Annotated in this window: 23 protein-coding genes; 9 read left to right on the top strand and 14 right to left on the bottom strand. The window is 63.2% G+C overall.

The genetic code is table 11. From position 1 onward, the window contains the following. Window positions 1-10: 10 nt before the first annotated feature. The 3 genes from AC2ETI_RS13575 to AC2ETI_RS13565 are packed head-to-tail and all read right to left on the bottom strand — an operon-like array spanning window position 11 to window position 3,500. Window positions 11-841, bottom strand: coding sequence for a transglutaminase family protein (locus AC2ETI_RS13575; protein ID WP_007731033.1), 831 nt, complete (start codon window positions 839-841; stop codon window positions 11-13). An 8-nt stretch (window positions 842-849) separates the two neighbouring features. Further along, entirely contained in the window at window positions 850-1,821 is a 972-nt protein-coding gene (locus AC2ETI_RS13570; protein ID WP_019749046.1) for an alpha-E domain-containing protein, read from the bottom strand. 56 nt (window positions 1,822-1,877) lie between these two features. Further along, a complete protein-coding gene (locus AC2ETI_RS13565) occupies window positions 1,878-3,500 on the bottom strand; it encodes a circularly permuted type 2 ATP-grasp protein (RefSeq protein ID WP_019749047.1) in 1,623 nt (540 codons plus the stop codon). Between the two features lie 197 nt (window positions 3,501-3,697). Here AC2ETI_RS13565 and rpsT point away from each other — a divergent pair, with 197 nt between their 5' ends. Both rpsT and AC2ETI_RS13555 read left to right on the top strand, forming a co-directional pair. Continuing rightward, window positions 3,698-3,958: a 30S ribosomal protein S20 gene (gene rpsT, locus AC2ETI_RS13560; protein ID WP_003944567.1), complete on the top strand. Its 261-nt coding sequence runs from the start codon at window positions 3,698-3,700 to the stop codon at window positions 3,956-3,958. A 158-nt stretch (window positions 3,959-4,116) separates the two neighbouring features. Beyond that, window positions 4,117-4,713, top strand: a complete 597-nt coding sequence (locus AC2ETI_RS13555; RefSeq protein ID WP_139120592.1) for a cytochrome d ubiquinol oxidase subunit II — start codon at window positions 4,117-4,119, stop codon at window positions 4,711-4,713. Here the strand turns inward: AC2ETI_RS13555 and holA are convergent. The 11 genes from holA to AC2ETI_RS13500 all read right to left on the bottom strand — a co-directional run bounded on the left by holA (window position 4,625) and on the right by AC2ETI_RS13500 (window position 16,196). Then, the gene (gene holA, locus AC2ETI_RS13550; protein WP_003944476.1) at window positions 4,625-5,602 is read right to left on the bottom strand and encodes a DNA polymerase III subunit delta; all 978 of its coding nucleotides are present in this window, start codon (window positions 5,600-5,602) and stop codon (window positions 4,625-4,627) included. The two genes, AC2ETI_RS13555 and holA, sit on opposite strands and share 89 nt — an antisense overlap. Next, window positions 5,599-7,959, bottom strand: coding sequence for a ComEC/Rec2 family competence protein (locus AC2ETI_RS13545; protein ID WP_483634029.1), 2,361 nt, complete (start codon window positions 7,957-7,959; stop codon window positions 5,599-5,601). Before AC2ETI_RS13545 ends, holA begins: the two co-directional genes overlap by 4 nt. Beyond that, entirely contained in the window at window positions 7,956-8,876 is a 921-nt protein-coding gene (locus AC2ETI_RS13540) for a ComEA family DNA-binding protein (protein ID WP_070797099.1), read from the bottom strand. The genes AC2ETI_RS13545 and AC2ETI_RS13540 overlap by 4 nt, the downstream gene beginning before the upstream one ends. Window positions 8,877-8,957: 81 nt before the next feature. Continuing rightward, a complete protein-coding gene (locus AC2ETI_RS13535) occupies window positions 8,958-9,812 on the bottom strand; it encodes a DegV family protein (RefSeq protein ID WP_019749051.1) in 855 nt (284 codons plus the stop codon). Window positions 9,813-9,816: 4 nt separating this feature from the next. Next, window positions 9,817-10,599, bottom strand: a complete 783-nt coding sequence (gene octT, locus AC2ETI_RS13530) for a diglucosylglycerate octanoyltransferase (protein ID WP_019749052.1) — start codon at window positions 10,597-10,599, stop codon at window positions 9,817-9,819. Further along, the gene (locus AC2ETI_RS13525; protein WP_019749053.1) at window positions 10,586-11,260 is read right to left on the bottom strand and encodes a histidine phosphatase family protein; all 675 of its coding nucleotides are present in this window, start codon (window positions 11,258-11,260) and stop codon (window positions 10,586-10,588) included. Before AC2ETI_RS13525 ends, octT begins: the two co-directional genes overlap by 14 nt. Continuing rightward, entirely contained in the window at window positions 11,257-11,703 is a 447-nt protein-coding gene (gene rsfS / locus AC2ETI_RS13520; RefSeq protein ID WP_003944502.1) for a ribosome silencing factor, read from the bottom strand. The genes AC2ETI_RS13525 and rsfS overlap by 4 nt, the downstream gene beginning before the upstream one ends. Before the next feature lie 46 nt (window positions 11,704-11,749). Then, on the bottom strand, window positions 11,750-12,466 hold the full coding sequence (nadD, locus tag AC2ETI_RS13515) for a nicotinate-nucleotide adenylyltransferase (RefSeq protein WP_003944462.1): 717 nt from the start codon (window positions 12,464-12,466) through the stop codon (window positions 11,750-11,752). A gap of 18 nt (window positions 12,467-12,484) precedes the next feature. Then, window positions 12,485-13,948 carry a vWA domain-containing protein gene (locus AC2ETI_RS13510; protein ID WP_483634028.1) on the bottom strand — a complete coding sequence of 488 codons (1,464 nt, stop codon included), beginning with the start codon at window positions 13,946-13,948 and terminating at the stop codon, window positions 12,485-12,487. 8 nt (window positions 13,949-13,956) lie between these two features. Further along, a complete protein-coding gene (locus AC2ETI_RS13505; protein ID WP_019749056.1) occupies window positions 13,957-14,868 on the bottom strand; it encodes an AAA family ATPase in 912 nt (303 codons plus the stop codon). 41 nt (window positions 14,869-14,909) lie between these two features. Then, complete coding sequence (locus AC2ETI_RS13500) at window positions 14,910-16,196, bottom strand: glutamate-5-semialdehyde dehydrogenase (RefSeq protein WP_020969982.1); 1,287 nt, start codon at window positions 16,194-16,196, stop codon at window positions 14,910-14,912. 172 nt (window positions 16,197-16,368) lie between these two features. On the opposite strand from AC2ETI_RS13500, the gene AC2ETI_RS13495 reads away from it, so the two are divergent. The 7 genes from AC2ETI_RS13495 to ectB all read left to right on the top strand — a co-directional run bounded on the left by AC2ETI_RS13495 (window position 16,369) and on the right by ectB (window position 25,036). After that, entirely contained in the window at window positions 16,369-17,472 is a 1,104-nt protein-coding gene (locus tag AC2ETI_RS13495) for an NADH:flavin oxidoreductase/NADH oxidase (RefSeq protein ID WP_020908218.1), read from the top strand. Window positions 17,473-17,715: 243 nt separating this feature from the next. After that, window positions 17,716-19,158: an MFS transporter gene (locus AC2ETI_RS13490; RefSeq protein ID WP_019749059.1), complete on the top strand. Its 1,443-nt coding sequence runs from the start codon at window positions 17,716-17,718 to the stop codon at window positions 19,156-19,158. Beyond that, window positions 19,155-20,036 carry a ribokinase gene (locus AC2ETI_RS13485; protein ID WP_416315474.1) on the top strand — a complete coding sequence of 294 codons (882 nt, stop codon included), beginning with the start codon at window positions 19,155-19,157 and terminating at the stop codon, window positions 20,034-20,036. The genes AC2ETI_RS13490 and AC2ETI_RS13485 overlap by 4 nt, the downstream gene beginning before the upstream one ends. A gap of 53 nt (window positions 20,037-20,089) precedes the next feature. Next, window positions 20,090-20,911 (top strand): MerR family transcriptional regulator, encoded by an 822-nt coding sequence (locus AC2ETI_RS13480; protein WP_019749061.1) that lies wholly within the window; start codon window positions 20,090-20,092, stop codon window positions 20,909-20,911. Between the two features lie 39 nt (window positions 20,912-20,950). Next, window positions 20,951-23,050: a RecQ family ATP-dependent DNA helicase gene (locus AC2ETI_RS13475; RefSeq protein ID WP_416315476.1), complete on the top strand. Its 2,100-nt coding sequence runs from the start codon at window positions 20,951-20,953 to the stop codon at window positions 23,048-23,050. A 159-nt stretch (window positions 23,051-23,209) separates the two neighbouring features. Further along, complete coding sequence (gene ectA, locus AC2ETI_RS13470) at window positions 23,210-23,725, top strand: diaminobutyrate acetyltransferase (protein ID WP_019749063.1); 516 nt, start codon at window positions 23,210-23,212, stop codon at window positions 23,723-23,725. Between the two features lie 48 nt (window positions 23,726-23,773). After that, window positions 23,774-25,036: a diaminobutyrate--2-oxoglutarate transaminase gene (ectB, locus tag AC2ETI_RS13465; RefSeq protein ID WP_020969986.1), complete on the top strand. Its 1,263-nt coding sequence runs from the start codon at window positions 23,774-23,776 to the stop codon at window positions 25,034-25,036. Window positions 25,037-25,038 lie beyond the last annotated feature (2 nt).

Genomic DNA, 25,038 nt, shown 5'->3' with positions numbered 1-25,038 from the left:
TTGCCGGACTTTACGCAAGCCTGGTGATCTCCACAACAACTTCGAGATCTGTGGAGCGTCCACCGGAAAAGATTCCCTTCAAAGGCGGCACATCCGAATAGTCCCTTCCTATTCCGACGGAGACATGCTGTTCATTCACAGCTATCGCATTGGTCGGGTCGTATCCCCACCAGGCGCCGGTCCACGCTTCGATCCACGCGTGCGATTCACCCACGACCGTGTCCCCGACTGCCGCATCACGTTTGGGGTGGAGATAGCCGGAAACGTATCGACACGGAATGCCCATCGTTCGAAGCAACACCAAGGTCAGATGCGCATAATCCTGGCAGACACCTTTCCTGGCCGACCAGGCCTCGACCGCCGACGTATGCACTCCGGTCGTACCCGGAACATATGACATTTCACCGTAAACCCATTGCGACGCAGCCACTACTGCATCTTCAGGTGATTTATCTTTGCGCAATTCCTTGGCAATTGTCGCCAGCTTACGATCACGCGGAACATATCTCGTGAAACTCAGTTGCTCGTTGAATCGATCTTTAATCGCGTTTCCCGACAATTCATCCCAGTCGACGGTTTCCTCGGGTTGAACAAACGGTTCCGTCTCCACCACCGACAGTCCGGTCACTTCCAGCTCCGTGTGCGGGGCGTGCAAGTCGAAGGCGGTCACCGCGGTGCCCCAGTAATCGGTGTACCGATAGGAACGCGTTGCCGGCTGGGTTTCGACGCGCGTGAGGATCACCGTCTGCCTGGTGTCGCCGCGGGGCGTCAATCGCGCTTCGTTGTACGACGACGTCACCGGGGCGTCGTACGCATATCCCGTGGTGTGCACGACCCTCATTCGCCAGCTCACAGCTCTCCCTCCACCGTCGACTCCGCATACGCGGCGCCGGCATCCGTCCACGCGACCCACGGCGCAGCGTGGAAGTACTGCAATGCAATCGCCTCACCCAGTTCGCGGCAGGTCTCCTGCCAACCGAGCAACCGTCCTTGCAGATCTTCGAGCAACACGCCCTGCGGCAGAAACTCCAGTTCGCTGCGTGCGCGGCCGAGAAGCCGCGGCGCCTCCGCCCGGATTCCGACGCGACTGCCCGGCTGCGGGTCGAGTTCCTGCAGGCACTTCTCGGCCTGCCTGATCGAGTGGAACACCGAGCGCGGAAAGAGTCTGTCCAACAAGATGAATTCGACCACCCGATTGGCGTCGAGCGCTCCGCGATACGTACGCAGATACGTGTCATGTGCGCCTGCCGAGCGAAGAACACTGACCCACGCCGGCGACGACGGGCGGTCACCGGCGCGCGCCAGGAGCATCCGCACAATCATGTCGACACGTTCGATCGACCTGCCCAGCAGAAGGAACCGGTAACCGTCGTCGCGGCTGAGCGTGGAATCCGCCAGCCCCGCGAACATCGCTGCGCGTTCCTCCACATAACGGAAGAACTCGTGTGGCCCCAGCCTGCGTGACGCGCGTTCACGCTCAGCCAGTCCGTTGTACGTGGTGTTCAGGCACTCCCACATCTCACTCGACGTGACCTCACGTGCTCCGCGAGCATTCTCACGGGCACTCGCCAGCGAGTCCACGATCGATCCAACCTGATTGCGGCTGAACGCAACCAGGTCGGTGAGCGAGCGTACGTCGAGCTTCTCCTCCGGCGCTTCGATGCCGAGGACACGCAGGAGCAGACGCGACGTGCGGTCCGGGTCGACGGTTGCGTCGTCGAGCAGTTGGTGGACGGCGACGTCGAGGATCCGAGCGGTGTCGTCGGCGCGCTCGACGTAGCGGCCGATCCAGTAGAGGGACTCTGCGTTGCGAGCAAGCATCGGTCACCACGCTCCGTTCGCTGATAGTTCTTGGTAGCTGGGCACTTCTGAGGTGTTCACTGTTGTTGCTGCTGCTGTTGAGAGGTGCTCAGTTCGGGTCCCTGCACCGGCTCCGCGGATTCCGGGGGCTCGGACACCAGTTCCTCACCGGACAGCTCTGGGTCCTCGTCCGAGCTGCGACTGGCGAGCACCCATGTGTCCTTGCTTCCGCCGCCCTGGCTCGAGTTGACCACCAGCGAACCTTCCGGAAGTGCCACCCGGGTCAGGCCGCCGGGCAACACCCACACGTCCTCACCGTCGTTGACGGCAAAGGGTCGCAAGTCCACGTGGCGCGGCGAGAGAACGTCGTCGATCTTGGTCGGCACCGTGGACAACTGCACGAGAGGCTGCGCGATCCACCCGCGCGGGTCTGCCTTGATCTTGCGGGTGATCGCGGCCAGTTCCTTGGGGCTCGCGTCCGGTCCGAAGACGATTCCGTAGCCGCCGGACCCTTCCACCGGCTTGATGACGAGTTCGGCGACGCGGTCGAGGACTTGCTCGCACTCCTCGTCCAACCAACAGCGGAACGTGTCGACGTTCTGCAAGAGCGGCTTCTCACCGAGGTAGTAGTCGATGATCTGCGGGACATAGGTGTAGACGAGTTTGTCGTCACCGACTCCGTTGCCGACGGCACTCGAGATCACCACGTTGCCCGCTCGCGCCGCATTCAGTAGGCCTGCGACGCCGAGAATCGAATCCGGACGGAAGTGCATCGGGTCGAGATACTCGTCGTCGATGCGGCGATAGATGACGTCGACCTGACGCTCGCCTTCCGTCGTGCGCATGTACACCATGTTGTCGCGGCAGAACAGGTCGCGACCTTCGACGAGTTCCACACCCATCTGACGAGCGAGCAATGAATGCTCGAAATAGGCGGAATTGGCGATACCCGGTGTGAGAACAACCACTGTCGGGTCCGCTTCGTTGAGTGCAGCACCCGCACGCAGCGCCCTCAGCAGGTGTGTTGCGTAATCACCTACCGCCCGCACCTTGTGGGACATGAACAGATCCGGGAACACCCGAGTCATGGTGCGACGGTTTTCCATCACATAGGAGACACCGGACGGAGATCGCAGATTGTCCTCGAGAACTCGGAACTCTCCCGCCTCGTCTCGGACCAGGTCGATACCCGCGACATGGATTCGCACACCGTTGGGCGGCACGATGCCGGCTGCTTCACGGTGGAAGTGCTCGCACGAGGTCACCAGGCGGCGCGGCAACACGTGATCGCGCAGGATTCGCTGCTCGCCGTAAATGTCCGCAAGGAACAACTCGAGCGCCTTCACTCGCTGCTTGATGCCCTTTTCCAGCCGCGACCACTCCTGCGCGGCGATGACGCGCGGCACCAGATCCAACGGAAACGGTCGCTCCTGCCCGGACAGCGAGAACGTCACGCCCTGGTCGATGAATGCGCGTCCGAGTGCGTCGGCACGCGCGGCAAGGTCGGCGCTGCTCGTCGGCGCCAGGGCTTTGTACACACCCTTGTACGGGGCACGCACCGAGCCGTCGGGCTCGAACATCTCGTCGAAAGCCAACTCGTAGCGACCGATGTCTGAATATCCGTCGAACACTGCGGCAGGACGCGCTCGGGTGGTGGTCGAACCTGTTTTACTCGAACTTTTCGAAGGCGGCGGCGTCATAGGGCAACATGCTGCTACAAGTGGGGCTATTCGGCAGCGCGGCGAGAAATCGGGCGCTCGGTGTACTCTTCTCGACAGACGCAACGTGCGACGGTTTGGGTTCTTGGGCCCTCGGCTGGTAATCTTGCCAGTCGGTGCATCAGTGCGCCCACAGCTTTCTCGACCGTAACCAGCTAAAGACGACAAGGATTTTACGCGTGGCCAACATCAAGTCCCAGGTGAAGCGAATCCGTACCAACGAGGCGGCCCGACTCCGTAACCAGTCGGTGAAGTCCTCGCTGCGTACCGCGATCCGTTCATTCCGCGAGGCTGCGGCAGCCGGTGACAAGGACAAGGCCAACGAGCTCCTCGTCTCCACCAGCCGCAAGCTCGACAAGGCAGCCAGCAAGGGCGTCATTCACGCCAACCAGGCTGCCAACAAGAAGTCTGCACTCTCGCAGGCTGCCAACAAGCTCTGACGTTTCCACTGTGACGGTTCGCCGTCATACTGGTTCGTCTCGATAGCCGCCAGGTCGAAAGACCAGGCGGCTATTTTGCGTGCTCAATCGGATCAGAGCGACAACCCGCCATCCATGTCTTGCACGGAATATGTGGATCGGGCTGTGACCATCTGATGATGGCGGTCAACGGGAAACGCCCTCGCAGCTGGTTGTTCACGACTGTCTTCTGGGCGGTCGTCGCTTTCGGCGTATTGGCGGCCCTGGGGATCCCTCGTTGGTGGGAATCATTGACGGTTGCAGTCGTCGGAGTCGCAGCAAGCTACGGATGGTGGAGCCGCAGGCGCCGCAGCGAATTCTGGATCTTCTTCGGCGTGGTGTGTTCGCTCGTTGCAGTCTTGGCGTTTCTCGCCGCTGGACGAGCGCTACTCACCACCGTGAAGGTGCCGGTAGACAGCATCGGCCAAGAAACAATTGTCTGCGGCAGTGTGATGAATCCGGCGCCGAACTACTCCCTACGAGTGACCGACATCAGGACTGGTGAACCAACGACACGGCCTCAGGCCATTCCGCACACCCAGTTGGAGCAAGCCTGCGTGAAACGCCTCGACTACCGGGTGGCCGAGGCCACGGCCGCCACTGTCGTCGGACTACTTCTGGCCGGCCGCGCGATCGGCCATGTTGTCCTCAGTTCTTCCGCAACGCGCACACTTTCCGCACTGCCATCTCCAGAGCGAAGGACGAGTCGACTGCGGCGCCCTTCACGTCGGCATTGAGAGCGGCGACGATCTGCATCGCAGCGCCGATCGACGTGGGATCCCAACCGCCGACTTCCTTGATCGCCTTCTTGACCTTCCACGGCGGCATCCCGAGATCCGACGCCAACCGGAACGGGTCACCGCCCCGTGCAAACGGGCCGACCTTGGCGATGGTGTGGACTGCATCGGCGAGGGCGTCAGCGAGCAGAACGTGCGCAGTTCCGATCTGGTCAGCCCATCGCAGAGCCTCGAGCGCACCCCGGGTATCGCCGACGATAACTTTGTCGGCCACATCGAATCCGGAAACCTCGGCCTTGCCCGAGTAGTACTTGTGGACTGCATCCACGTCGATCTTGCCGCCGGTATCTGCCGCCAATTGCGAGCAGGCCGACGCAAGTTCGCGAAGGTTGGAGCCGACGCTTTCGATCATCGCGGCGATCGCATCGGGAGCAACCCTCACGTCGGCGGTCCGAAACTCACCCCGGACGAAGTCGACAAGCTGACTCTTGTTCAGTTTTCCGCAGTTGTGAACCGTCGCGCCGAGCTTCTCGAGGGCCGGCGCCAACGCCTTCGCGCGACCGCCGCCCGAGTGCACGACGATCAGAACGACGCCTTCTGCCGGCTCACGCGCCGCCTCGAGAACAAGAGCTACGGCATCTTTGCCTGCTTCTGCGGCCGATTCCAGGACGATCACACGGTCTTCGGCAAAAAGAGAGGGGCTGAGCAGCTCAGCCAACTCGGGAGCATTGGTGTCTCCGGCACGCATCTTGGTCACCGGGAGATCCGAAATACCCTGGCCGCGGTCACCGCGGACGGCTCTGATGAGCTGCGATACCGTGCGGTCGATCAGGAACTCGTCGTCCCCGAGAACAAGATGCAGCGGATCGACTCCAGACGGATTACTCACCCGAAGATGGTCCCACGAGGAACCGACACGATCGACACAGACCCGCCGCCCCCGCCGTACACAGCGACGGTGCCGTCGGCGTCGGTCCGAACCACCGCCCCGCCCAACGAAACCAGTTCGTCGAGAACCTCCTCATTCGGGTGCCCGAAACTGTTGCCGTCGCCGACGCTGATCATCGTCAACCTCGGACGCACCGCTTCCAGAAATGCCGACGATGTGGTCCGAGAACCGTGATGGGGCAGCTTCAACACATCGGCCTTCACGTCCGTTCCCGATCGGAGGACGGCCTTCTCCCCCGCAACTTCGGCGTCGCCCGTCAACAGAATTCGACCCGCGTCCGTGTGTGCCATCACCACCAGCGACTGATCGTTGGCGGCGTCCGCGCCGTCCCCCGTATCGCGGGGAGCCGGAAGCAACGGTCCGAGAACCTCCATGTTCACCGATCCCAACGTCAACTCCATACCTGCACGCAACGAGACAACCGGAACGGCCTGCGATTCGGCCGCATCCTTCACCGCCCGAAAACCTGACTCCGGCAACAACATCGACCCGACTCCGACCGCAGCGACCGAACGCCCACTCAGGACTGCTTCCAATCCACCGATGTGATCGGCGTGAAAATGACTGATCATCAGCAACGCGATGTCGTTGACGTCCAACATGTTCAGGCAACGATCCATCGACGTGGGATCAGGACCGACATCGATGACGATCACCCTGCCGTCTCCAGTCGAGAGCACAAGACCGTCCCCTTGACCGACGTCGCACATCACCAGTACCCACCCCGGAGCAATACGACCACCGCCGAACACGTGCTGAAAGACGAGGGCTAGAACAACTCCCAGAACGAGGACGCCGACGACCCATCTCGAGATCCGATTCCACAGCGTCAGGGCCGCGGCCAGTAAGACGCCCACGACGATCAGAGCACCGATGAGCCCTGACGGCACCACCACCGACGCTCCGGGAAGCGCCGCCGCCCGCTCGGACACGTACAGCAGCCACCCCATCGGCGGCCGGACCAGCGGCGTGATGAACACCGCGATCGGTGGACAGATCAGCGCACACAAGGCAATCACCGCACCGAACACCGTGATGATTCCGATCACAGGCGCCACGGCCATGTTCGCGGCAATCGTAACCACACTGAAGGTTCCCGCCATGGCGCCCACCAGTGGCGCAGACACGACAAACGCAGCACTCGAGACGGCTGTCATCTCCGAAAACCAACGGGGCCAACCTCGTCGACGAAGCACCTCCACCCACACCGGAGCAATGATCACCAGCGCGCCCGTGGCCGTGGTCGACAGCGCAAACCCCCAGTCGACGGCAAGTTCGGGCATCACGACAACCAGAACGATGACGGCTGCGGCAAGAGCAGGCAGTGCCTGTTTGCGTCGACCGGTCACCAGACTGAGCAGGCCGATCAGGCCCATCACCGAGGCGCGCAGAACACTCGGCGACGGCCTCGCGACGACAACAAACGCAACGAGGGCTACCAGCGCCAAAGCAGCACCGACGCGCGGACTGAGCGCCGCGGCTCTGACCAGCAGCAGAACCGCCCCGAGCAGAATGCTGATATTGGCGCCGGACACCGCGGTCAGATGGGAAAGCCCGGCAACGGTGAAGTTGTCCTTCACCACCGGCGACAACGCCGATGTGTCTCCGACGACGAGGCCAGGCAGCAGACCTGCCTGATCCGGCGGGAGCGCAGCCGAGCACGCAGCGGCGAAACGAGTACGCACTACACTCGCCCATCGCTGATACCAGGGCACTTCTCCCACCGCGACGGGAGGCCCTTCGGACGTGATCACGGCGAGCGTGGAATCGCTACGCCATGGCTGACTCGCCCGGCCGCGAACCGTGAGGCTCTGCCCTGGAACAACTTCGAGCCACGACGAACTGGGCGCCCGGATCGTGACCAGGCCGCCTCCGGAGTACCTGTGATTCTGGGAAGTCACCGAATTGACGGTTGCCCTGAAGAAAATCTGACCTTGACCCGCCGCGCCAGAGACTGCGTGCGGATCCTCCGAGGGTTCCACTTCGACACTCACCCACGCTCCTTCGAAGGCAGCCCGGGTCAGTGGGTGCCCCTCGACCTCGGACGCCCGCCACCCGCTGACGACACTGCATCCGGCACCGAACAGCAATGCAACCAACATGATTCGTACCCACACCGCTGATGTCCGGCGCACAACCGCGTAAGTGAGGATTGCCGCTGGAATAGCGCATGCCACCGCCAGTACCCACGCGGCGACCGCGCCGAACAGGATCCCCACCGCACTGCTCCCCCACACTGCGACGGCCGACGGTAGCAGTCGAGCGTCAAGGACCGGCGAGACTTCCGGTTCGTTCACACCGATACCAGCACTCGCAGTTTGGCCAACCTTGCCGGGCCGATCCCGTCGACTTCCCCCAATTGTTCTATGTCCGTGAATTTTCCGTTGGAAGTTCGCCAGGAGATGATCGCCGCAGCCGTTACCGGCCCTACCCCGGGAAGGTCGTCCAGTTCGGCCTCGGTAGCGGTGTTGAGGTTCACCAGACCAGCCCCGCCGGATTCCCCCGCGGCGGCGGGGCCGGTCCCTCCCGCAGTGGTACTCGAACTCGCTGAAACACCACCGGACTGATCGGCGGCCCCCACCACGATCTGATCACCATCGGCAAGCTTCTGTGCCAGATTCAGGCCCACCGTCTCTGCGCCCTCGAGCACTCCACCTGCCGCAGCGAGCGCGTCGGCGATGCGCGAGCCCGAATGTAGGTTGACGAGCCCAGGCGTGCGCACGAGTCCGACGACACTGACCACCAAAGCCTCAGGCGGCTGCTCCGCTACGACGCCGGTCGGTACGGGACTGGCTGATTCACCATCGTCGGCAGTGACATTCTGCGCCGTGACATTCTGCTCCGTGACATTCTGGGGCGAGGGCAACGGTGGGACCGCCTGCAAACTCGGAGAATCCCACCACACCGTGAACAAGCCGATTGCCGTGGCCAGAACTGCAACGATCGCCAACACCCAGGTCGCCGATCGGCTCGGGCGCCAACGTGTACCGCGCCAGCGCTCGGGCAGCCGATCGAACCGTGACGAGTCGGGTTGAGCCTCGTATTCGTCTTCGTCGAAGTCCTGAAGCCACTCGGGGGACCTCTCGAATGGCTGCGGGGACCTCTCGAAAGACGCTGAATCCTCGAAGTCGTCGACGGCCTGTCGCTGCCGGTAGTTCCCGTCCATCGCCGCGAGGCGATCACGCGCCCGCTCGCGCTCCTCGCTGATCCTCATGACTGGACGCTAACGAGAGACCATGCCGCCGAAGACGAGCAATTTCAATCTGTGGAGAACTCGCGGATTGTGGAGAAACGATCAGGTGTTCGCGTCCACCGCGCTGTCGATCTCCGGCAGCGGACACACGACAACACCGATCGCGCCGACACCGACGTGCGCTCCGATAACCGCGCTGAAGTCGGTGACCACGGATTCCGCCACATCGGGAATGCGCTCGGCCAACTGTTCCGCTATCGCGTCGGCACGCTCTCGCGCTCGCATGTGATGCACGGCTATCGCCACGCGGCCGAGACCGGCGCGCTCGACTGCCGAATCCACCAAGCGTGCAAGCGCTTTGGTGGTCGTACGTGTTTTTTCACCGAGCACGAGCTTGCCGTCCACCAGATGCAGGATCGGCTTCATCGCCAATGCAGTACCCAACAACGCGGCTGCGGTTCCGATTCGTCCGCCCCGACGCAATTGATCAAGTTTGTCGACGACGATGTAGCAGCGCCCACGACTCGCGACGTCGACCGCCCGGCCGTACGCCTCTTCGAGTGACGCGCCCTTCTCGGCCAAGCGCGCAGCTTCGAGAGCGGGATAGCCCAAACCCATTCCGGCCGACTGCGAATCGACGATCCGGACGGCTCCTCCGAACTCCTGGGCTGCGACTCGTCCGGCTTCCCACGTTCCCGAGAGTTGCCGTGAAATGTGCACGGCGAGAACGCCGTCACCGTCGCTCATGTCCAGGGCGCGTGCATACGCTTCGGACAACTCGGCGGGCGACGCTCCGGCCGTTGTCACTCCTGACAGGTCGCTCGGCATTGCGTCGACACCCTCACGCAAGTCGCAGCCGTCACGGAGCACATGGAGCGGAACCACCTGAATCCCACATGCGTCGGCCGACTCCTGCGGGATGCAGGCGGAGGAATCCGTGACGACGACGACCGGCATTCTGCTACCCGACTTCGCTCGGCGGTGATACCAGTTGCGGCGAAACCACTTTCTTCGACTCCACCCCGCGAATCGCAGCGATCATCGCGCGGGCTACACCGACATGACCGTCCCAACCCCAGTGAATACCGTCGGGGTTGCCGTTCTCGGAAAAGACGTTGTCACGCACTGCATCCGCGAGATCGACTACGGGAACGTCTTTCTCCGTAGCCCACTCGGTGATCGCGGACACCGCGGCAGGCCGGCCGGCATGCACGCTCGCGTAGGCATCGCTGCGGTGCACCGACGGCAGGGTCGCGATCATCGGCAGTTCCGGCCGCATGTACTCCAACGCATTTCGCGAGCTTTCCAAATACTCGACGCTCAGCTTGGGCGGAAGTGCGACCGGGCGGCCCAGAGGTGCAAGCCGCGGCTGCAGCCACTGATAACCCTCGCGCACCACGCGTCGAAGCGCCGGAGGACGAACGTAGCGGATGGTCTCGCGGAGCGCGGTAGGCAATGGGGACGGTAGCGAGTCCATACCGCCGACCGCGAACACGACGGCGCCGGCCCTCGGCACCGCCGCCCACACACGAGGATCCTGAGTCAGTGCCCACCACGCGTCGCGGCACGTCCAGCCGATACGGGCGACCAACTCGACGTCCCAGCCGAGTTCGTCGGCCACGATGTTGGGCCAGATGCGTGGATGATCTGCCGCGAGGCCGCCTTTGGGGCCGAAATACGACAGCGAATCCGCGAGCACGAGGAGGACGGGGCGCTGCCCGTCGGCACTTTCAGAGGACGTCATTTGCGACACTCGCAGAAGCATTCCATACGTCGAGTCGCCACTCGATCGACTTGACGTCGCCGTGTCCGCTGAGTTGCACCCAACTGGTGTTTCCCAATCCGCCGAGGACGGCCCAGCGATCGACGGGTAGGTCGAGCAATGCCGCTGTCAGTGCCGCGATCAAGCCTCCGTGCGCCACCAGAACTACGGGCCGCTCGGCCCAGTCCGGGTGCGTGTCGAGCAATTCGTGAACTACGGGGAGGCTGCGATTCGCGACGTCGATTCGGCTTTCGCCGCCGGGCGGCGCCAACGTGGCATCCGCTCGCCAGGCAGATCGCACACCGGGAGTGCGCTCGTCGACGTCATGATGAGTCAGGCCTTGCCATTCACCCAGGTGTGTCTCACGCAAACGCGTGTCGGTGAGGACCGGAAGTCCGGCGGCGTCACCGACAGCGACTGCCGTGAAATACGCGCGCCGCAGATCCGAGGACACGATCGTCAACGGTCTGCGATCTGCGATCACCGGACCTGCACTCTTGGCCTGCGTGCGTCCCAACTCCGACAGGTCGGTGTCGAGTTGCCCCTGCATCCGAGAGTCGGCGTTGTATTCGGTCTGTCCGTGACGCAGCAGGATGAGCCGGCGGACAGGGTTCGACGCCGCACTGGGCGCCGACGAAGTCACAGCGAGGGATCCTGCGCGTCCGGCTCGGAAACCGTGTCGGTCTCGAACACCGTGTTGGCATCGGCGGGGCCGGGACGGTTCTGTCCGAGGCCTTCGACCTCGACCGTCGGGCAGTCCTTCCACAGACGATCGAGAGCGTAGAAGTTGCGCTCCTCGTCATGCTGGACGTGGACGACGATGTCGGCGTAGTCGAGCAGTGCCCAGCGGCCCTCGCGGGTGCCTTCACGACGGACCGGCTTGTGTCCCGCTTCGCGGAGGCGGTCTTCGATGTTCTCGACAATCGAGTTGACCTGACGCTCGTTGGTCGCAGATGCGATCACGAAGCAGTCCGTGATGACTAACTGTTCGGACACATCGAGCACCACCACTTCGGTGGCCAGCTTCTCGTCGGCTGCCAAGGCCGCGATGCGTGCCATGTCGATGGCTTCGGTGTTTGCACTCACTCGAATTTCTCCAGTTTCGTCTTCAGAAAGTACTTGTTGTTCTCGGCTAGCTCGATTCGGCGCCCGGGACGGCTTCCGACTTCCCCGGTGCGGGCTCCGACATCGTTGTAGCTCCGTCGCGGCGCTCCGCGTCGACAGGTCGATACAGGTTCCGCTTCGAGATGTACTGCACCACTCCATCCGGCACCAGGTACCAGACGGGGCGGTCTTCACTTGCCCGACGCCGACATTCGGTCGACGAAATGGCAAGTGCCGGAATCTCTATCAACGTGACCGCGTCGGCGGGCATGGTGTCGAGGTGACCGGCCAGGTGTTCGGCATTGAGATCGAAACCCGGTCGCGATACCCCGACGAACTTCGCCAATGCGAACAACTCTTCCCAATCTTGCCAGGAAAGGATGCTGGCCAGCGCATCGGCACCGGTGATGAAGAAGAGTTCGGCGTCGGGGTGGTAGGCCCGGAGGTCTCGCAGTGTGTCCACGGTGTACGTGACTTTTTCACGATCGACGTCGACCCGAGAGACGGAAAACCGCGGGTTGGAGGCGGTGGCGATGACCGTCATGAGGTAACGGTCCTCGGCAGGACTGACACCCTTCCCCTGCTTCTGCCAGGGCCGTCCGGTGGGGACGAAGATCACTTCGTCGAGTCCGAACCTGTCTGCGACCTCACTGGCCGCAACGAGGTGCCCATGGTGAATGGGGTCGAAAGTGCCACCCATCACTCCGAGGCGTCGAGCACGTTCCACCGATAGTCCCTTCTGCACGAGTGTCGAGCTTACGGGTCAGACCGGCAGCAGTCGGGACACGACTTCAGCGAGCTGCTGGGCCGAGCGGCACTCGTGCATGCTGATGACCTCGTTGTACACCTTCGCCGCGGAGTCACCCGTTCCCCATTGCCCCTTCGGCTCAGGGTTGAGCCAGTGTGCGTGCTTGGCAACCGCAACCATCTGCGACAGCGACTGGAGGTTGGGATCGCGGTAGTTGTTGCGACCGTCGCCGAGTACCAGCAGCGACGTGCGACTGGTGATCGACTGCGCGAACTTCTCCTGGAAGACCCCGAAGGCGTGCCCGTAGTCGGAGTGGCCGTCGTAGGTGATCAGTTCGGCTTCACGCACCATCCGTGACATCGCGGACCCGAGGTCTGCGTTCGAGTCGAAGAACCGCGTGACCTCGTCGGTCGTGTCGATGAACGCGAACACCCTCACTCGTGAGAACTGCTCGCGCAACGCGTTGACGAGGAGCAGGGTGAAATGGCTGAATCCCGCCACCGAACCCGACACGTCACACATCACCACAAGTTCCGGCCGCGCTCGCTTCGGCTTGCGCTGCACCAGATCGATCGGCACTCCGCCCGTCGACATGGACTTGCGCAACGTGCGACGCAGGTCGATCGAACCCGAGCGGGAGCGGCTACGACGCACCGCGAGACGGCTGGCCAACAGACGAGCGAGTGGTGCGACGTTCTTCTTCAGTGTGGTGAGTTCGGCGTCGGAGGCCCGCAGGAAGTCGACTTCCTCGGCGAGTTTCGGAACGCCGTACGTGGCGACGCGTTCCTTACCCAGATTCTCGGCGGTGCGTCGACGCGTTTCCTTCTCGACCATCTTGCGGAAGTCCGCGATGCGCTGCGCTGCCGTGCGCTTGGCGACCTCGGACTGATAGTCGGAGTTGTCCTTGCCCTCGGACCCGGAGCCTTCCTGGTTGCCGAGTAGACCTTGCAGGATCTTGTTGAGCAACGTCTCCGGGGCGACGTCACGCAGCGCCTGATAGGCGGAGAACGACGGGCCATTACTCGACTGGTACTGCCCGAGTTCCTCGACCATCGCGGCGGTCAAGAGTTCGGTCATCTCCATCGCCTCGTCACTGCCGTCTGTCAGCAGTTCGGCGATCAGCTCACGCAATGCCTGCAGGTCGATCGAGCCGTCTGGCTTGCGCGGCAGTGTGACGTCGACGTCGCCGACCGCACGGTCACCGATCGCCTTGGGGAACCACAGGTCGAAGACGGCGTCGAACGTCGCCCGGTGGGTAGGTCGACGCAGGAGCGAGCATGCCAGCCCTTCACGAAGCGCTTCACGATCGAGCAGGTCGAGAACCGACATGACCTGACCGGCGTCGACGGTCTCGGACGGGCCGACCATGATTCCGCGTCGTCGCAGAGCCTCGACAAAATCGACGAGGTGACCGGGAATCCCGTGCGGCGCTGCCAGGCCGCCGGGTGAGAGCGGCGACGTCGATCCTGCGGGAGCCATGACAGACCTCAGTTCAGCCGAAGTTCAGCGGCGGCGCGCACCTGATCGGACTGGTGCTTGAGGATGACACCGAGCGTGGCGCGTACGGCGTCGTCGTCGAGCGTGTCCATGCCCAGCGCGAGGAGGGTGCGTCCCCAGTCGATGGTCTCGGACACCGAGGGAACCTTCTTGAGCTGCATTCCGCGAAGAACACGAATGGTGTTGACCAGCTGCTCGGCAATCGCTTCAGGAAGCTCCGGCACCCGGCTTGCGAGGATACGACGCTCCAGGTCGGCGTCCGGGAAATCGAGATGCAGGAAGAGGCAACGACGCTTCAGAGCCTCCGAGAGTTCGCGCGTGGCGTTGGACGTCAGCACCGTGAACGGCTTGCGGGTGGCGGTGATCGTTCCGAGCTCGGGGATCGTGACCGCAAAGTCGCTGAGCACTTCGAGGAGCAGACCTTCGATCTCGACGTCTGCCTTGTCCGTCTCGTCGATCAACAGCACCGTCGGGTCCTCGCGGCGAATGGCCTTGAGCAGTGGACGTGCGAGCAGGAACTCCTCCGAGAAGACATCCGCCTTCGTCGAGTCCCAGCTGTGGTCGACCGCGACATCACCCCTCGCTCCGCTCGCCCCGCCCGACTGAATCCGAAGAATCTGCTTCGCGTGGTTCCACTCGTAGAGTGCACGAGCCTCGTCGACGCCCTCGTAGCACTGCAGACGCACCAGTTCTGCGCCCGTGGTCTGGGCGACTGCGCGGGCGAGTTCCGTCTTTCCGACACCGGCCGGTCCCTCGATGAGCAGGGGCTTGCCCAGTCGGTCGGCAAGGAACACTGCCGTTGCAGTGCCCTTGTCGGACAGGTAACCCGTCTCAGCCAAACGCTCGATCACGTCGTCGACGCTCGAGAAGAACGGTGTTGTATCGGGAAGTGCTCGGTCCACGGTTAACTCCTAAAAAGGGTGGGGCAAGTCTGGTGAACTTTTCAGGCGGGTCGGGTGTGCCCGTCGCCCCAGACGATCCACTTGGTGGACGTCAGTTCCGGCAACCCCATAGGGCCACGCGCATGCAGTTTCTGGGTGGAGATGCCGATCTCGGCGCCGAACCCGAATTGCTCACCGTCGGTGAAGGCAGTCGACGCGTTGACCATGACGGCGGCGGCGTCGACGCGAGCGCTGAACTCACGGGCAGCCGAGAGATCGGAAGTCACGATGGCTTCGGTGTGGCCGGTCCCGTACTGGTCGATGTGCTCGACCGCAGCGTCCAGGTTCTCGACGACCTTGAGCGCGACGTCGAGCGTGAGGTACTCCTTCGACCAGTCGTCCTCGGTGGCCGGGACGAGTCCCGGCAGATCGCCGTGCACGACGACGTCGTGCATCTGAAGCGCTTGAAGCAACTTCGGCACGGCCGTCTCGGCGATGGCGGCGTCGACCAACACCGTCTCCGCGGTGTTGCACACGCTGGGCCGACGGGTCTTGGAGTTGAGAAGAATCTTCTCGGCCATCAGAAGATCGGCGGCCGAGTGAACGTAGACGTGGCAGTTACCGACACCGGTCTCGATGGTGGGGACAGTGGCATCGCGAACTACGGCGCTGATCAGGCCGGCGCCACCGCGCGGGATGACGACGTCGACGAGGCCACGGGCCTGGATGAGGTGTGTGACCGTCGACCGATCCGCACTCGGCAGAAGTTGAACGGAGTCCTCGGGGAGCCCCTGAGCAACCAACGACGCGCGTAGCGCCGCCACCAACGCTTCGTTGGACTTGACTGCCGAGGACGAACCCCGAAGCAGCGCAGCATTTCCCGACTTGAGAGTCAGCCCGAACGCGTCCACGGTCACGTTGGGACGAGCCTCGTACACCATGCCGACGACACCGAGCGGAACGCGCTGCTGCCGTAGTTCCAAACCGTTCGGCAGAGTGGAGCCGCGAAGAACTTCGCCGATCGGATCAGGTAGTCCGGCAACCTGGCGCAGACCTGACGCGATGCCCTCGATCCGGTCAGCCGTCAGACGAAGACGGTCGAGCAGCGATTCCTCGGTGCCACCCGCCTTCGCGGTGTCGATATCGAGAGCGTTGGCCGCGAGAATCCGATCACTTGCCGCGAGAACTGCGTCGGCTGCGGCGTGGAGAGCAGCATCCTTCTGCGCCGTGGTCAGCAGAGCCAGGACACGCGAAGCCTTACGGGCTCGGCGTGCGGCGTCGTGCACGACGGACTTGGTGTCGGACGCGTTCGAGTCGACGGTTTCTGCGTTGGAAGTCACAGCGGTCATGAATACACATTAACCACCCACCTCCGCGGCTTGCTCGGCGGAACGAGGCTGTGACCACCCGGGAGCATTTCGGCGGACCGGCTGCGAACATTTCGGCGGACCGCCGGGGAACAATTCCGATGCGCGGCGCTGTTGCACCCACCGACCTTCTTCTTCGAGTCAGGAGCCATCCGTGAGTGTGTTGTTCGAGCCTTTGACCCTGCGTGGCGTCACCATCCCGAACCGCGTCTGGATGGCACCGATGTGCCAGTACTCGGCCGACGTCATCGGCGACCAGGTCGGAGTGCCCAACGAGTGGCATCGCACGCATCTGGTGAGCCGTGCAATCGGCGGCACCGGCCTGATTCTCACCGAGGCGACGGCCGTCAGTCCCGAAGGCCGGATATCGGCAGCTGATCTGGGGATCTGGAACGACACGCAGGCGCAAGCCTTCGCCGAGATCAACGCGCAACTCGCGTACTTCGGCGCAGTGCCCGGAATCCAGTTGGCGCACGCCGGACGAAAAGCGTCGACGCAGGTTCCGTGGCGCGGCGGCAAGAGCCTGCCCGCCGACGACCGACTCTCGTGGCAGACGGTTGCCCCGAGCGCGGTTCCGTTCGGTCACCTTGCCGATCCGGTAGAGCTCACCACGGAGGGCATCGAGAAGGTCGTCGCGGACTTCGCAGCGGCGGCTACCCGCGCATTGAAGGCCGAATTCAAGGTCGTGGAAATTCACGCGGCCCACGGATACCTGATCCATCAGTTCCTCTCCCCCGAGAGCAACAAGCGAACGGACCGCTACGGAGGCAGCTTCGAGAACCGCATTCGATTGCTCCTCGAAATCCTGACAGCAGTCCGCGAGGTGTGGCCGGCCGAGCTACCGCTCTTCGTCCGGGTCTCGGCGACCGATTGGCTGACGGAAGAGCGTGGGCTCGAGGTCGACAGCTGGACCGCGGATCAGACCGTTGCCCTGGCCAACATCCTCTCCGATTACGGGGTCGATCTCGTCGACGTCTCCACTGGCGGCAATTCACCGGCGGCACAGATTCCGGTGGAACCGGGATACCAGGTTCCGTTCGCCCGTCGCCTGCAGAACGAGAGCCTGCTACCGGCCGCCGCAGTCGGCCTCATCACCGAACCCGAACAGGCCGAGAAGATCGTCGAGGACGGAAGCGCAGTAGCGGTGCTCCTCGGCCGCGAACTGTTGCGTGATCCGTACTGGGCGCGCCGGGCGGCGCGGGAACTGAACGCCGAGGTTGGACCACATATCCCGTCGCAGTACGCCCGCGCCTTCTAGCCCGAAAATCGGCTCCCGCGCCCAACTTTGATAGCGTAAGCGTCTTACTTGCCGGTAGTCCGGAGCCCTGTGGGCTCCGGACACTGCCGCGGGCCAGAGCCGTGCGACGGGGGTCGCAACGAGCCACAGGGCACGCGGACGCTCGATTTCCCGACCGGCTCATCGGCGAGTGGGCAACGAAAAGATGCGTGCATCAGGTACGTGCCCCGCTCGGTTCGATGATTGCGCTGGGGAGCGCATGTCATGACTACACCAGAGAACTCGATCAGCGCTCTCGAAGTGGCCGAATCACCCGATGTCTGCGTCACCGACAATGCGTCCGTCAAGCGCGCTGTCAAGGCGACGATGCTCGGAAATGCCATGGAGTGGTTCGATTTCGGCGTTTACGCATATCTAGCTACCACTATCGGAAAAGTGTTCTTCCCGGACGCGAGCGGCAGCGCTCAACTCCTCTCGACGTTTGCAATTTTTGCGGCTGCCTTCATCGTCCGCCCTCTCGGCGGATTGTTCTTCGGTCCACTCGGTGACCGCATCGGACGCAAGAAAGTCCTTGCCACCACCATCATTCTGATGGCGGGCAGCACCTTCGCCATCGGCCTCATCCCGAGCTACGAGTCCATCGGTATCGCCGCCCCGATCCTGCTGGTACTCCTACGCCTGTTGCAGGGCTTTTCCACGGGCGGCGAATACGGCGGGGCCAGTACGTTCGTCGCCGAATACGCACCGGACAAGCGCCGCGGCTTCTTCGCCAGCTTCCTCGAATTCGGGACTCTGGCAGGATATGTGGCGGCAGCGGGCATCGTGACGATCATCCAGACCGTCGTCAGTGCCGAGGACCTCCTCCAGTGGGGCTGGCGCATCCCCTTCCTCATTGCCGGACCGCTGGGTCTCATCGGCCTGTACCTCCGTCTGCGTTTGGAGGAAACTCCCGCATTCCAGATGATGGAGCAGGCCGAAGAGCGCTCCCTCGCAGATGAATCCACAGGCAAGAAACTACGCGAAACTCTCGTCGACAACTGGCGTCCGCTTGTTCTGTGCATCGTCCTGGTGGCCACGTACAACATCGCTCACTACGGCCTGCTCAGCTACATGCCGACGTATCTGACCAACACGTTGGGTTACGACGAATCCCACGGACTCGTTCTGATGATCATCGTCATGATCGTGATGATGATGGGAATCAGCTACGTCGGAAAGTTCTCGGACCGCGTCGGGCGTAAACCCTTGCTGCTCAGCGGTTTCATCGGATTCTTCGTCCTGTCCCTGCCTGCCTACCTGCTGATCGGCATCGGCAACTACGTGACGGTCTTCCTGGGACTCGCAATTCTCGGCGGCTTGCTCCTGCTGTTCGTCGGGGTGTTCCCGTCCGTGCTTCCCGCGCTCTTTCCGACCGGAATCAGGTACGGCGGCTTGGCAATCGGATACAACCTCGCGGTGTCGATCTTCGGTGGAACCACTCCCCTGGTGCTGACAGCTCTCGAAAGTGCAACGGGCAGCAATCTGGTCGCACCGATGTACATGATGATCGCCGCGGTGATCGGCGGTATCGCAGTCCTGATGATCCCCGAGACCGCACGGAAGCCACTGGACGGCTCTCCGCCCGCCGTGGCCACCGACGAGGAAGCACGCCGGATCATCCGCAAGGTTCGCCGCAAGAGAATGAAGGCCGATAACCTCGAGGTATGAGCACGCCTCGAATCGTCGTCGTCGGCAGTATCAACATGGATCTGACCACGTCAGTGTCCAGATTCCCCGCTCCGGGAGAAACGCTGCTCGGCACTGCCTTTGCCACCGCGGCCGGAGGTAAGGGCAGTAACCAGGCCATCGCCGCCGCGAAGGCCGGTGGGGACGTGTCCTTCATCGGCGCGGTCGGCGACGACGGTTTCGGCACCCAATTGCGCGAGACCCTACAAGACGCCGGGGTCGACACCGCGTTGCTTCGTAGTGTCGACGGCCCGAGTGGCGTCGCGGCCATCACCGTGAGCGAAGACGCGGAGAACAACATCATCGTCGTCCCGGGCGCCAATTCCTCGATCACTTCGTTGACCGAAGCAGACCTCGACGCGATCTCCCGCGCCGACATCCTCCTGTGCCAACTCGAGATCCCGGTCGAGACAGTTACAGCGGCAGCCGAGCACGCGCACGCCAACGGGACGACGGTCATCCTCAATCCGTCTCCCGTACAAGAACTTCCGACTCCACTGATCGATGCAGTCGACATCTTGATCGTGAACCAGACCGAGTCGGAGCAGCTGGCCGCGGTCACCGGTCGCGTCGCGCACCTCGTCACGACGCTCGGAGCGGGCGGCGCGGATCTGAAGACCGGCGACGAGACAATCCACGCCGACTCCCCGGCCGTGACACCCGTCGACACCACCGGCGCCGGCGATGCCTTCACCGGGGCCTTCGCCGTGGAGTGGGTGCAGGACCAGGACCGCGCCCTGCAGTTCGCTGCCACGGCGGGAAGTCTGGCGACGACGGTCCGCGGCGCGTCGGTGTCGTCGCCCACTCGCGATGCGATTGAAAAAGTCCTGAACCGACAGCTTGACTCTGACACCGTGTGAGGTTCTAAACCTGTAGGTGTCGGGTTCGTGAGGGAGAAACGGGGCAAGTAACCATGTTGAGCATCGGAGACTTCGCGAGAGCAGGTCGTGTGTCGGTGCGCATGCTCCGCCACTACGACGCCATCGGCCTGCTCGTGCCCGCGAGGGTCGACGCATCCACCGGGTACCGCTCGTACACCGCGGGCCAGTTGGCGCTGCTCAACCGCATCGTCGCGCTCAAGGAGCTGGGCCTGACCCTGGCCCAGGTCCAGCAGGTGGTGGAGTCGGCGGTCACCGTCGACGAAATCCGCGGGATGCTCACGCTTCGCCGAGCAGAACTCGAGACCCGAATCCAGGAAGACACCGCGCGACTGGCGCATGTACAGGCGCGCCTACGCATCATCGAAAGTGAGGGACAGATGTCCGCATACGAGGTTGTGATCAAGTCCGTTCCGGCGCTGCGGGTCGCGGAGTTGACCGGTACCGCCAAGACGATGGATCCGTCGTCGATCGGTCCGGTGGTTCGCGGGCTGTACGAGCGCCTGTGCACCGGTTTGGATCGTGCCGGTATCGCCGCGATCGGACCTGCGCTCGCGTACTACGAGGATGCCGGTGACGACGAGAACGTCGTCGTGCATGCCGCGCTACCGGTCGATGCGGATCCCGAGGGCGACTACGAGTTCGCGGTCGTCGAACTGCAGGCCGAAGCTCAGGTGGCCTCGCTGCTGCACAAGGGGTCGATGGACAACTGCCTGCCCGCCTATCAAGCCTTGGCTCAGTGGATCGACGCAGCGGGATACCGCAATGCCGGCCCCAGCCGGGAGGTCACGCTGGCGTGCCCGGAGGACGTCGACGGCTGGGTCACCGAGCTGCAGGAGCCTGTTGCCAAGGCCTGAAGCCCGCACGTGTCGGCAGGGTCGTGCACCATGGGGTCCATGACCACCGCCACTGCCCCAGCCATGCGCGACGAAGCCGAGCGACTGCTCCGTGAACTCGCGGGGCCGGATGCCCGCCTACGCGAGGACCAGTGGACGGCCATCGAGGCGCTGGTGGTGCAACGCAAGCGTGCCCTCGTCGTCCAGCGGACCGGCTGGGGCAAGTCTGCGGTCTACTTCATCTCGGCGAAGCTGCTCCGGGCAACAGGTCATGGCCCCACGGTCATCGTCTCTCCGTTGTTGGCCCTGATGCGAAACCAGGTCAGTTCTGCCGAGCGTGCCGGGGTGCGAGCCGCGACCATCAACTCGGGCAATGTCACGGAGTGGGACGACATCCACGCCCGCGTTGCAGCCAACGATCTCGACGTACTGCTGGTCAGCCCCGAGCGCCTGAACAACCCCGACTTCCGCGATCAGGTTCTCCCGTCCCTGGCAGCTGATGCCGGCTTGGTAGTGGTCGACGAGGCTCACTGCGTTTCCGACTGGGGACACGACTTCCGTCCCGACTATCGGCGTATCAGGACTTTGATCGCCGAACTCGGCGAGGGCATTCCCGTCCTCGCGACCACGGCTACGGCCAACAACCGCGTCGTCGAGGACGTGTCCGCGCAACTCGGCGTCGGCGGCGAGGAAACGCTCGTACTTCGTGGCGGGCTCGAGCGCGAGTCACTTCACCTTTCCGTGGTTCACATTCCCGAGGCGACGGCGCGCGCTGCCTGGCTCGCCGACATGCTCGAGACGCTGCCGGGATCGGGCATCATCTACACGCTGACGGTTTCGGCGGCTCGCGACCTCGCAAGCCTGCTCTCCGAGCGCGGTCATACCGTCGCCGCCTACACGGGCCAGACCGATCCCACCGAACGTGAATCCCTCGAGCAGGACCTGTTGGGCAATCGCGTCAAGGCTCTGGTGGCCACCTCGGCCCTCGGGATGGGCTTCGACAAGCCTGATCTCGGGTTCGTCGTCCACCTCGGCGCACCGTCGTCACCTATTTCGTACTACCAGCAGGTAGGCCGCGCCGGGCGTTCAACCGACAGGGCAGACGTGATCCTGCTGCCGGGCGCCGAGGACAAACAGATCTGGAGCTACTTCGCCTCGGTCGCCTTCCCCCGCGAGCATCTGGTCCGCAGCGTCATCGAGCACCTCGACACCGAAAAGGCCACGTCGACACCGGCACTCGAACCGCTGGTGGAGCTCAATCGCACCCGTCTGGAAATGGTCCTCAAAGTTCTCGACGTCGACGGCGCGGTCAAACGAGTCAAGGGCGGTTGGATCAGCACCGGAGAACCTTGGGTGTACGACGCCGAGCGCTACGGTCGACTCGACGACGCTCGCCAGGCCGAGCAGGCTGCAATGGTCGAGTACCAGAGCATCACCACGTGCCGAATGACCTTCCTGCGTGAACAACTCGACGATCCTGGTCTGACATCGGAGAACTCACAGTGTGGACGCTGTGACAACTGCACCGGCAATCGCTACGACACCACTGTCGACACCACCGCCCTCGACGAGACTCGGGCGCGCTTGCAGCGCCCCGGATTCGACCTGGAGCCGCGCAAGATGTGGCCGACCGGCCTGAGCAAGCTGGGCGTCAAGCTGTCCGGGAAGATCACCGAGGGACCGGAAACCGGGCGCATTCTCGGACGGATGTCGGACCTGGGCTGGGGCCAACGTCTCCGTGCGCTTTTCGACGGTCCCGACGCCGAGGTACCCGATGCGGTGGTCAGCGCGTGTATCAGCGTTCTGGCCGCCTGGAATTGGGCCGAGCGCCCCACCGGTGTCATGGCCCTCGAATCCACGACGCATCCGTTGCTGGTGTCGAGCCTGGCTGCCAAGCTGGCCGAGGTCGGGCGATTGACCGACCTGGGCACCCTTCGCTTGCGACCCGACCACCCTCCGGTGTCGGCAGCGAACTCCGCCTATCGCGTGTCCGGACTGGTCGATGTTTGGGAAGTTCCGGACATGAGTATCCATCAGGGACCGATACTTCTCGTCGACGCAATCGCCGACACCGGTTGGACTTTCACGATGGCCGCACGCGCACTTCGGCAGGCAGGTGCGCATTCGATCCTCCCATTGGCGCTCGCGAGCCCCAAATAGCAGTTTTGGCCCGAAATAGTCGCTCGGACAACACCAAAAGTTACATAATGTGAGCACGATCACATTCATGTCCTCACCTGGGGCGCAACGGGTTCCGCACGGCCCGAAACGGACATCTGCATGACTTCGACAGCAATGATTGTTACGTTCAGATGACCGATGAAGCCTGTTGATACGAGAGCTATCCCGACCACCGCGCCGGACGCGGTGTTGTTCAGAAGCCCACAGATCGATGACGGAGTCCGGCTCTGGGAGATCGCACGTGATTCGAAGGTGCTCGACCTCAATTCGAGTTATGCATACCTGTTGTGGTGCAGGGATTTCAGCGCGACGTCCATCGTCGCAGAGGTAGACGGCCGCGTAGTCGGATTCGTTTCCGGTTATACCCGTCCCAGCGCGCAGGAAACCCTGTTCGTGTGGCAAGTCGCGGTCGACGAGGACCAGCGCGGCAAGGCAATTGCTGCTCGCATGCTGTCCGACTTGATGGATCGCACTGCCCCACTGGGTGTTACACATCTGGAGACGACGATCAGCCCCGACAACGAGGCTTCGATCGCACTCTTCACTGCGCTCGCACGTCGACGCGAAGTACCGATAACCAGGCAGAACTTGTTCTCGCCCAAAGATTTTCCCGATGGACACGAAGCCGAAGATCTTTACACGATCGGCGCCTAGCGCACTTCGCGCTCGGCATACAGCATGCCCCGGAGGAACAAAGAAGATATGAATATCAACGAAGCAAGCATTTTCGAAACCCTCGAGTCCGAGGTCCGCAGCTACTGCCGTGACTGGCCTGCAGTGTTCACCAGCGCATCCGGATCCTGGATTCGTGACGAAAACGGACGCGAATACCTCGATTTCTTCGCCGGTGCCGGCGCCCTCAACTACGGCCACAACAACCCGGTGCTCAAATCGGCGCTGGTCGACTACATCATGAGCGACGGCATCACGCACGGCCTCGACATGTCGACAGTCGCCAAGCGCGAGTTCCTCGAGACCTTTCAGCGCAACATCCTCGAGCCGCGCGGCCTGGACTACAAGGTCCAGTTCCCCGGCCCGACCGGATCGAACACCGTCGAGGCCGCACTGAAGCTGGCTCGCAAGGTGACCGGACGTTCGGCAGTCATCAACTTCACCAACGCATTTCACGGAATGACACTTGGTGCACTCTCCGTGACCGGCAACTCGATGAAGCGCGCGGGCGCCGGTGTTCCGCTCGTGCACACGACACCGATGCCCTTCGACAACTACTTCGACGGCGTCACCGAGGATTTCCAGTGGTTCTCCCGCGTTCTCGATGATTCCGGTAGCGGCATCAACCGTCCCGCGGCAGTGATCGTCGAGACCGTTCAGGGTGAAGGTGGCGTCAATGTCGCTCGCCCCGAATGGCTTCGGGCGCTGGCAACACTGTGCTCGGATCGTGGCATCCTGCTGATCGTCGACGACGTCCAGATGGGCTGCGGCCGCACCGGGCCGTTCTTCTCCTTCGAAGAGGCCGGAATCGTTCCCGACATCGTCACGCTGTCCAAGTCGATCAGCGGTTACGGAATGCCGATGGCGCTCACGCTGTTCAAGCGTGAACTCGACGTCTGGGGACCGGGCGAACACAACGGCACCTTCCGTGGCAACAACCCGGCGTTCGTCACCTCCAAGGTTGCACTCGACCACTACTGGTCCGACGACGCACTGACGAAGACAACCTTGAAGAAGGGCGCACGCATCAGCGAATGCTTCGCCAATCTCTCCGATCAGTTCCCCGGCGAGGTCTCGCACCGTGGACGCGGCCTGGTTCAGGGCCTCGTTTTCGATCAGCCCGAGCGCGCCGGCAAGGTCTGCCAGCTGGCATTCGACGAGGGATTGCTCGCGGAGACCTCCGGACCCTCCGACCAGGTTGTGAAACTGCTTCCGGCACTGACGATTACCGATGACGAGCTCGAGCACGGCCTCTCCATTCTGGCCGAGGCGACACTCAAGGTCTGCAGCTAGAG

The organism is Rhodococcus sp. MurmanLake-1, assembly GCF_056945715.1.
This window is presented reverse-complemented; position numbering and strand designations above follow the sequence as displayed.

Bases quoted from the DNA above. Each gene is read 5' to 3' on its own strand.
- ectA (WP_019749063.1), top strand. From the start codon at position 23,210: ATGAAGCCTGTTGATACGAGAGCTATCCCGACCACCGCGCCGGACGCG.
- AC2ETI_RS13535 (WP_019749051.1), bottom strand. From the start codon at position 9,812: ATGCCGGTCGTCGTCGTCACGGATTCCTCCGCCTGCATCCCGCAGGAG.
- ectB (WP_020969986.1), top strand. From the start codon at position 23,774: ATGAATATCAACGAAGCAAGCATTTTCGAAACCCTCGAGTCCGAGGTC.
- AC2ETI_RS13570 (WP_019749046.1), bottom strand. From the start codon at position 1,821: ATGCTTGCTCGCAACGCAGAGTCCCTCTACTGGATCGGCCGCTACGTC.
- AC2ETI_RS13475 (WP_416315476.1), top strand. From the start codon at position 20,951: ATGACCACCGCCACTGCCCCAGCCATGCGCGACGAAGCCGAGCGACTG.
- AC2ETI_RS13500 (WP_020969982.1), bottom strand. From the start codon at position 16,196: ATGACCGCTGTGACTTCCAACGCAGAAACCGTCGACTCGAACGCGTCC.
- AC2ETI_RS13490 (WP_019749059.1), top strand. From the start codon at position 17,716: ATGACTACACCAGAGAACTCGATCAGCGCTCTCGAAGTGGCCGAATCA.
- AC2ETI_RS13575 (WP_007731033.1), bottom strand. From the start codon at position 841: ATGAGGGTCGTGCACACCACGGGATATGCGTACGACGCCCCGGTGACG.
- octT (WP_019749052.1), bottom strand. From the start codon at position 10,599: ATGACGTCCTCTGAAAGTGCCGACGGGCAGCGCCCCGTCCTCCTCGTG.
- AC2ETI_RS13540 (WP_070797099.1), bottom strand. From the start codon at position 8,876: ATGAGGATCAGCGAGGAGCGCGAGCGGGCGCGTGATCGCCTCGCGGCG.
- AC2ETI_RS13555 (WP_139120592.1), top strand. From the start codon at position 4,117: ATGGCGGTCAACGGGAAACGCCCTCGCAGCTGGTTGTTCACGACTGTC.
- AC2ETI_RS13485 (WP_416315474.1), top strand. From the start codon at position 19,155: ATGAGCACGCCTCGAATCGTCGTCGTCGGCAGTATCAACATGGATCTG.
- AC2ETI_RS13565 (WP_019749047.1), bottom strand. From the start codon at position 3,500: ATGACGCCGCCGCCTTCGAAAAGTTCGAGTAAAACAGGTTCGACCACC.
- AC2ETI_RS13510 (WP_483634028.1), bottom strand. From the start codon at position 13,948: ATGGCTCCCGCAGGATCGACGTCGCCGCTCTCACCCGGCGGCCTGGCA.
- AC2ETI_RS13480 (WP_019749061.1), top strand. From the start codon at position 20,090: ATGTTGAGCATCGGAGACTTCGCGAGAGCAGGTCGTGTGTCGGTGCGC.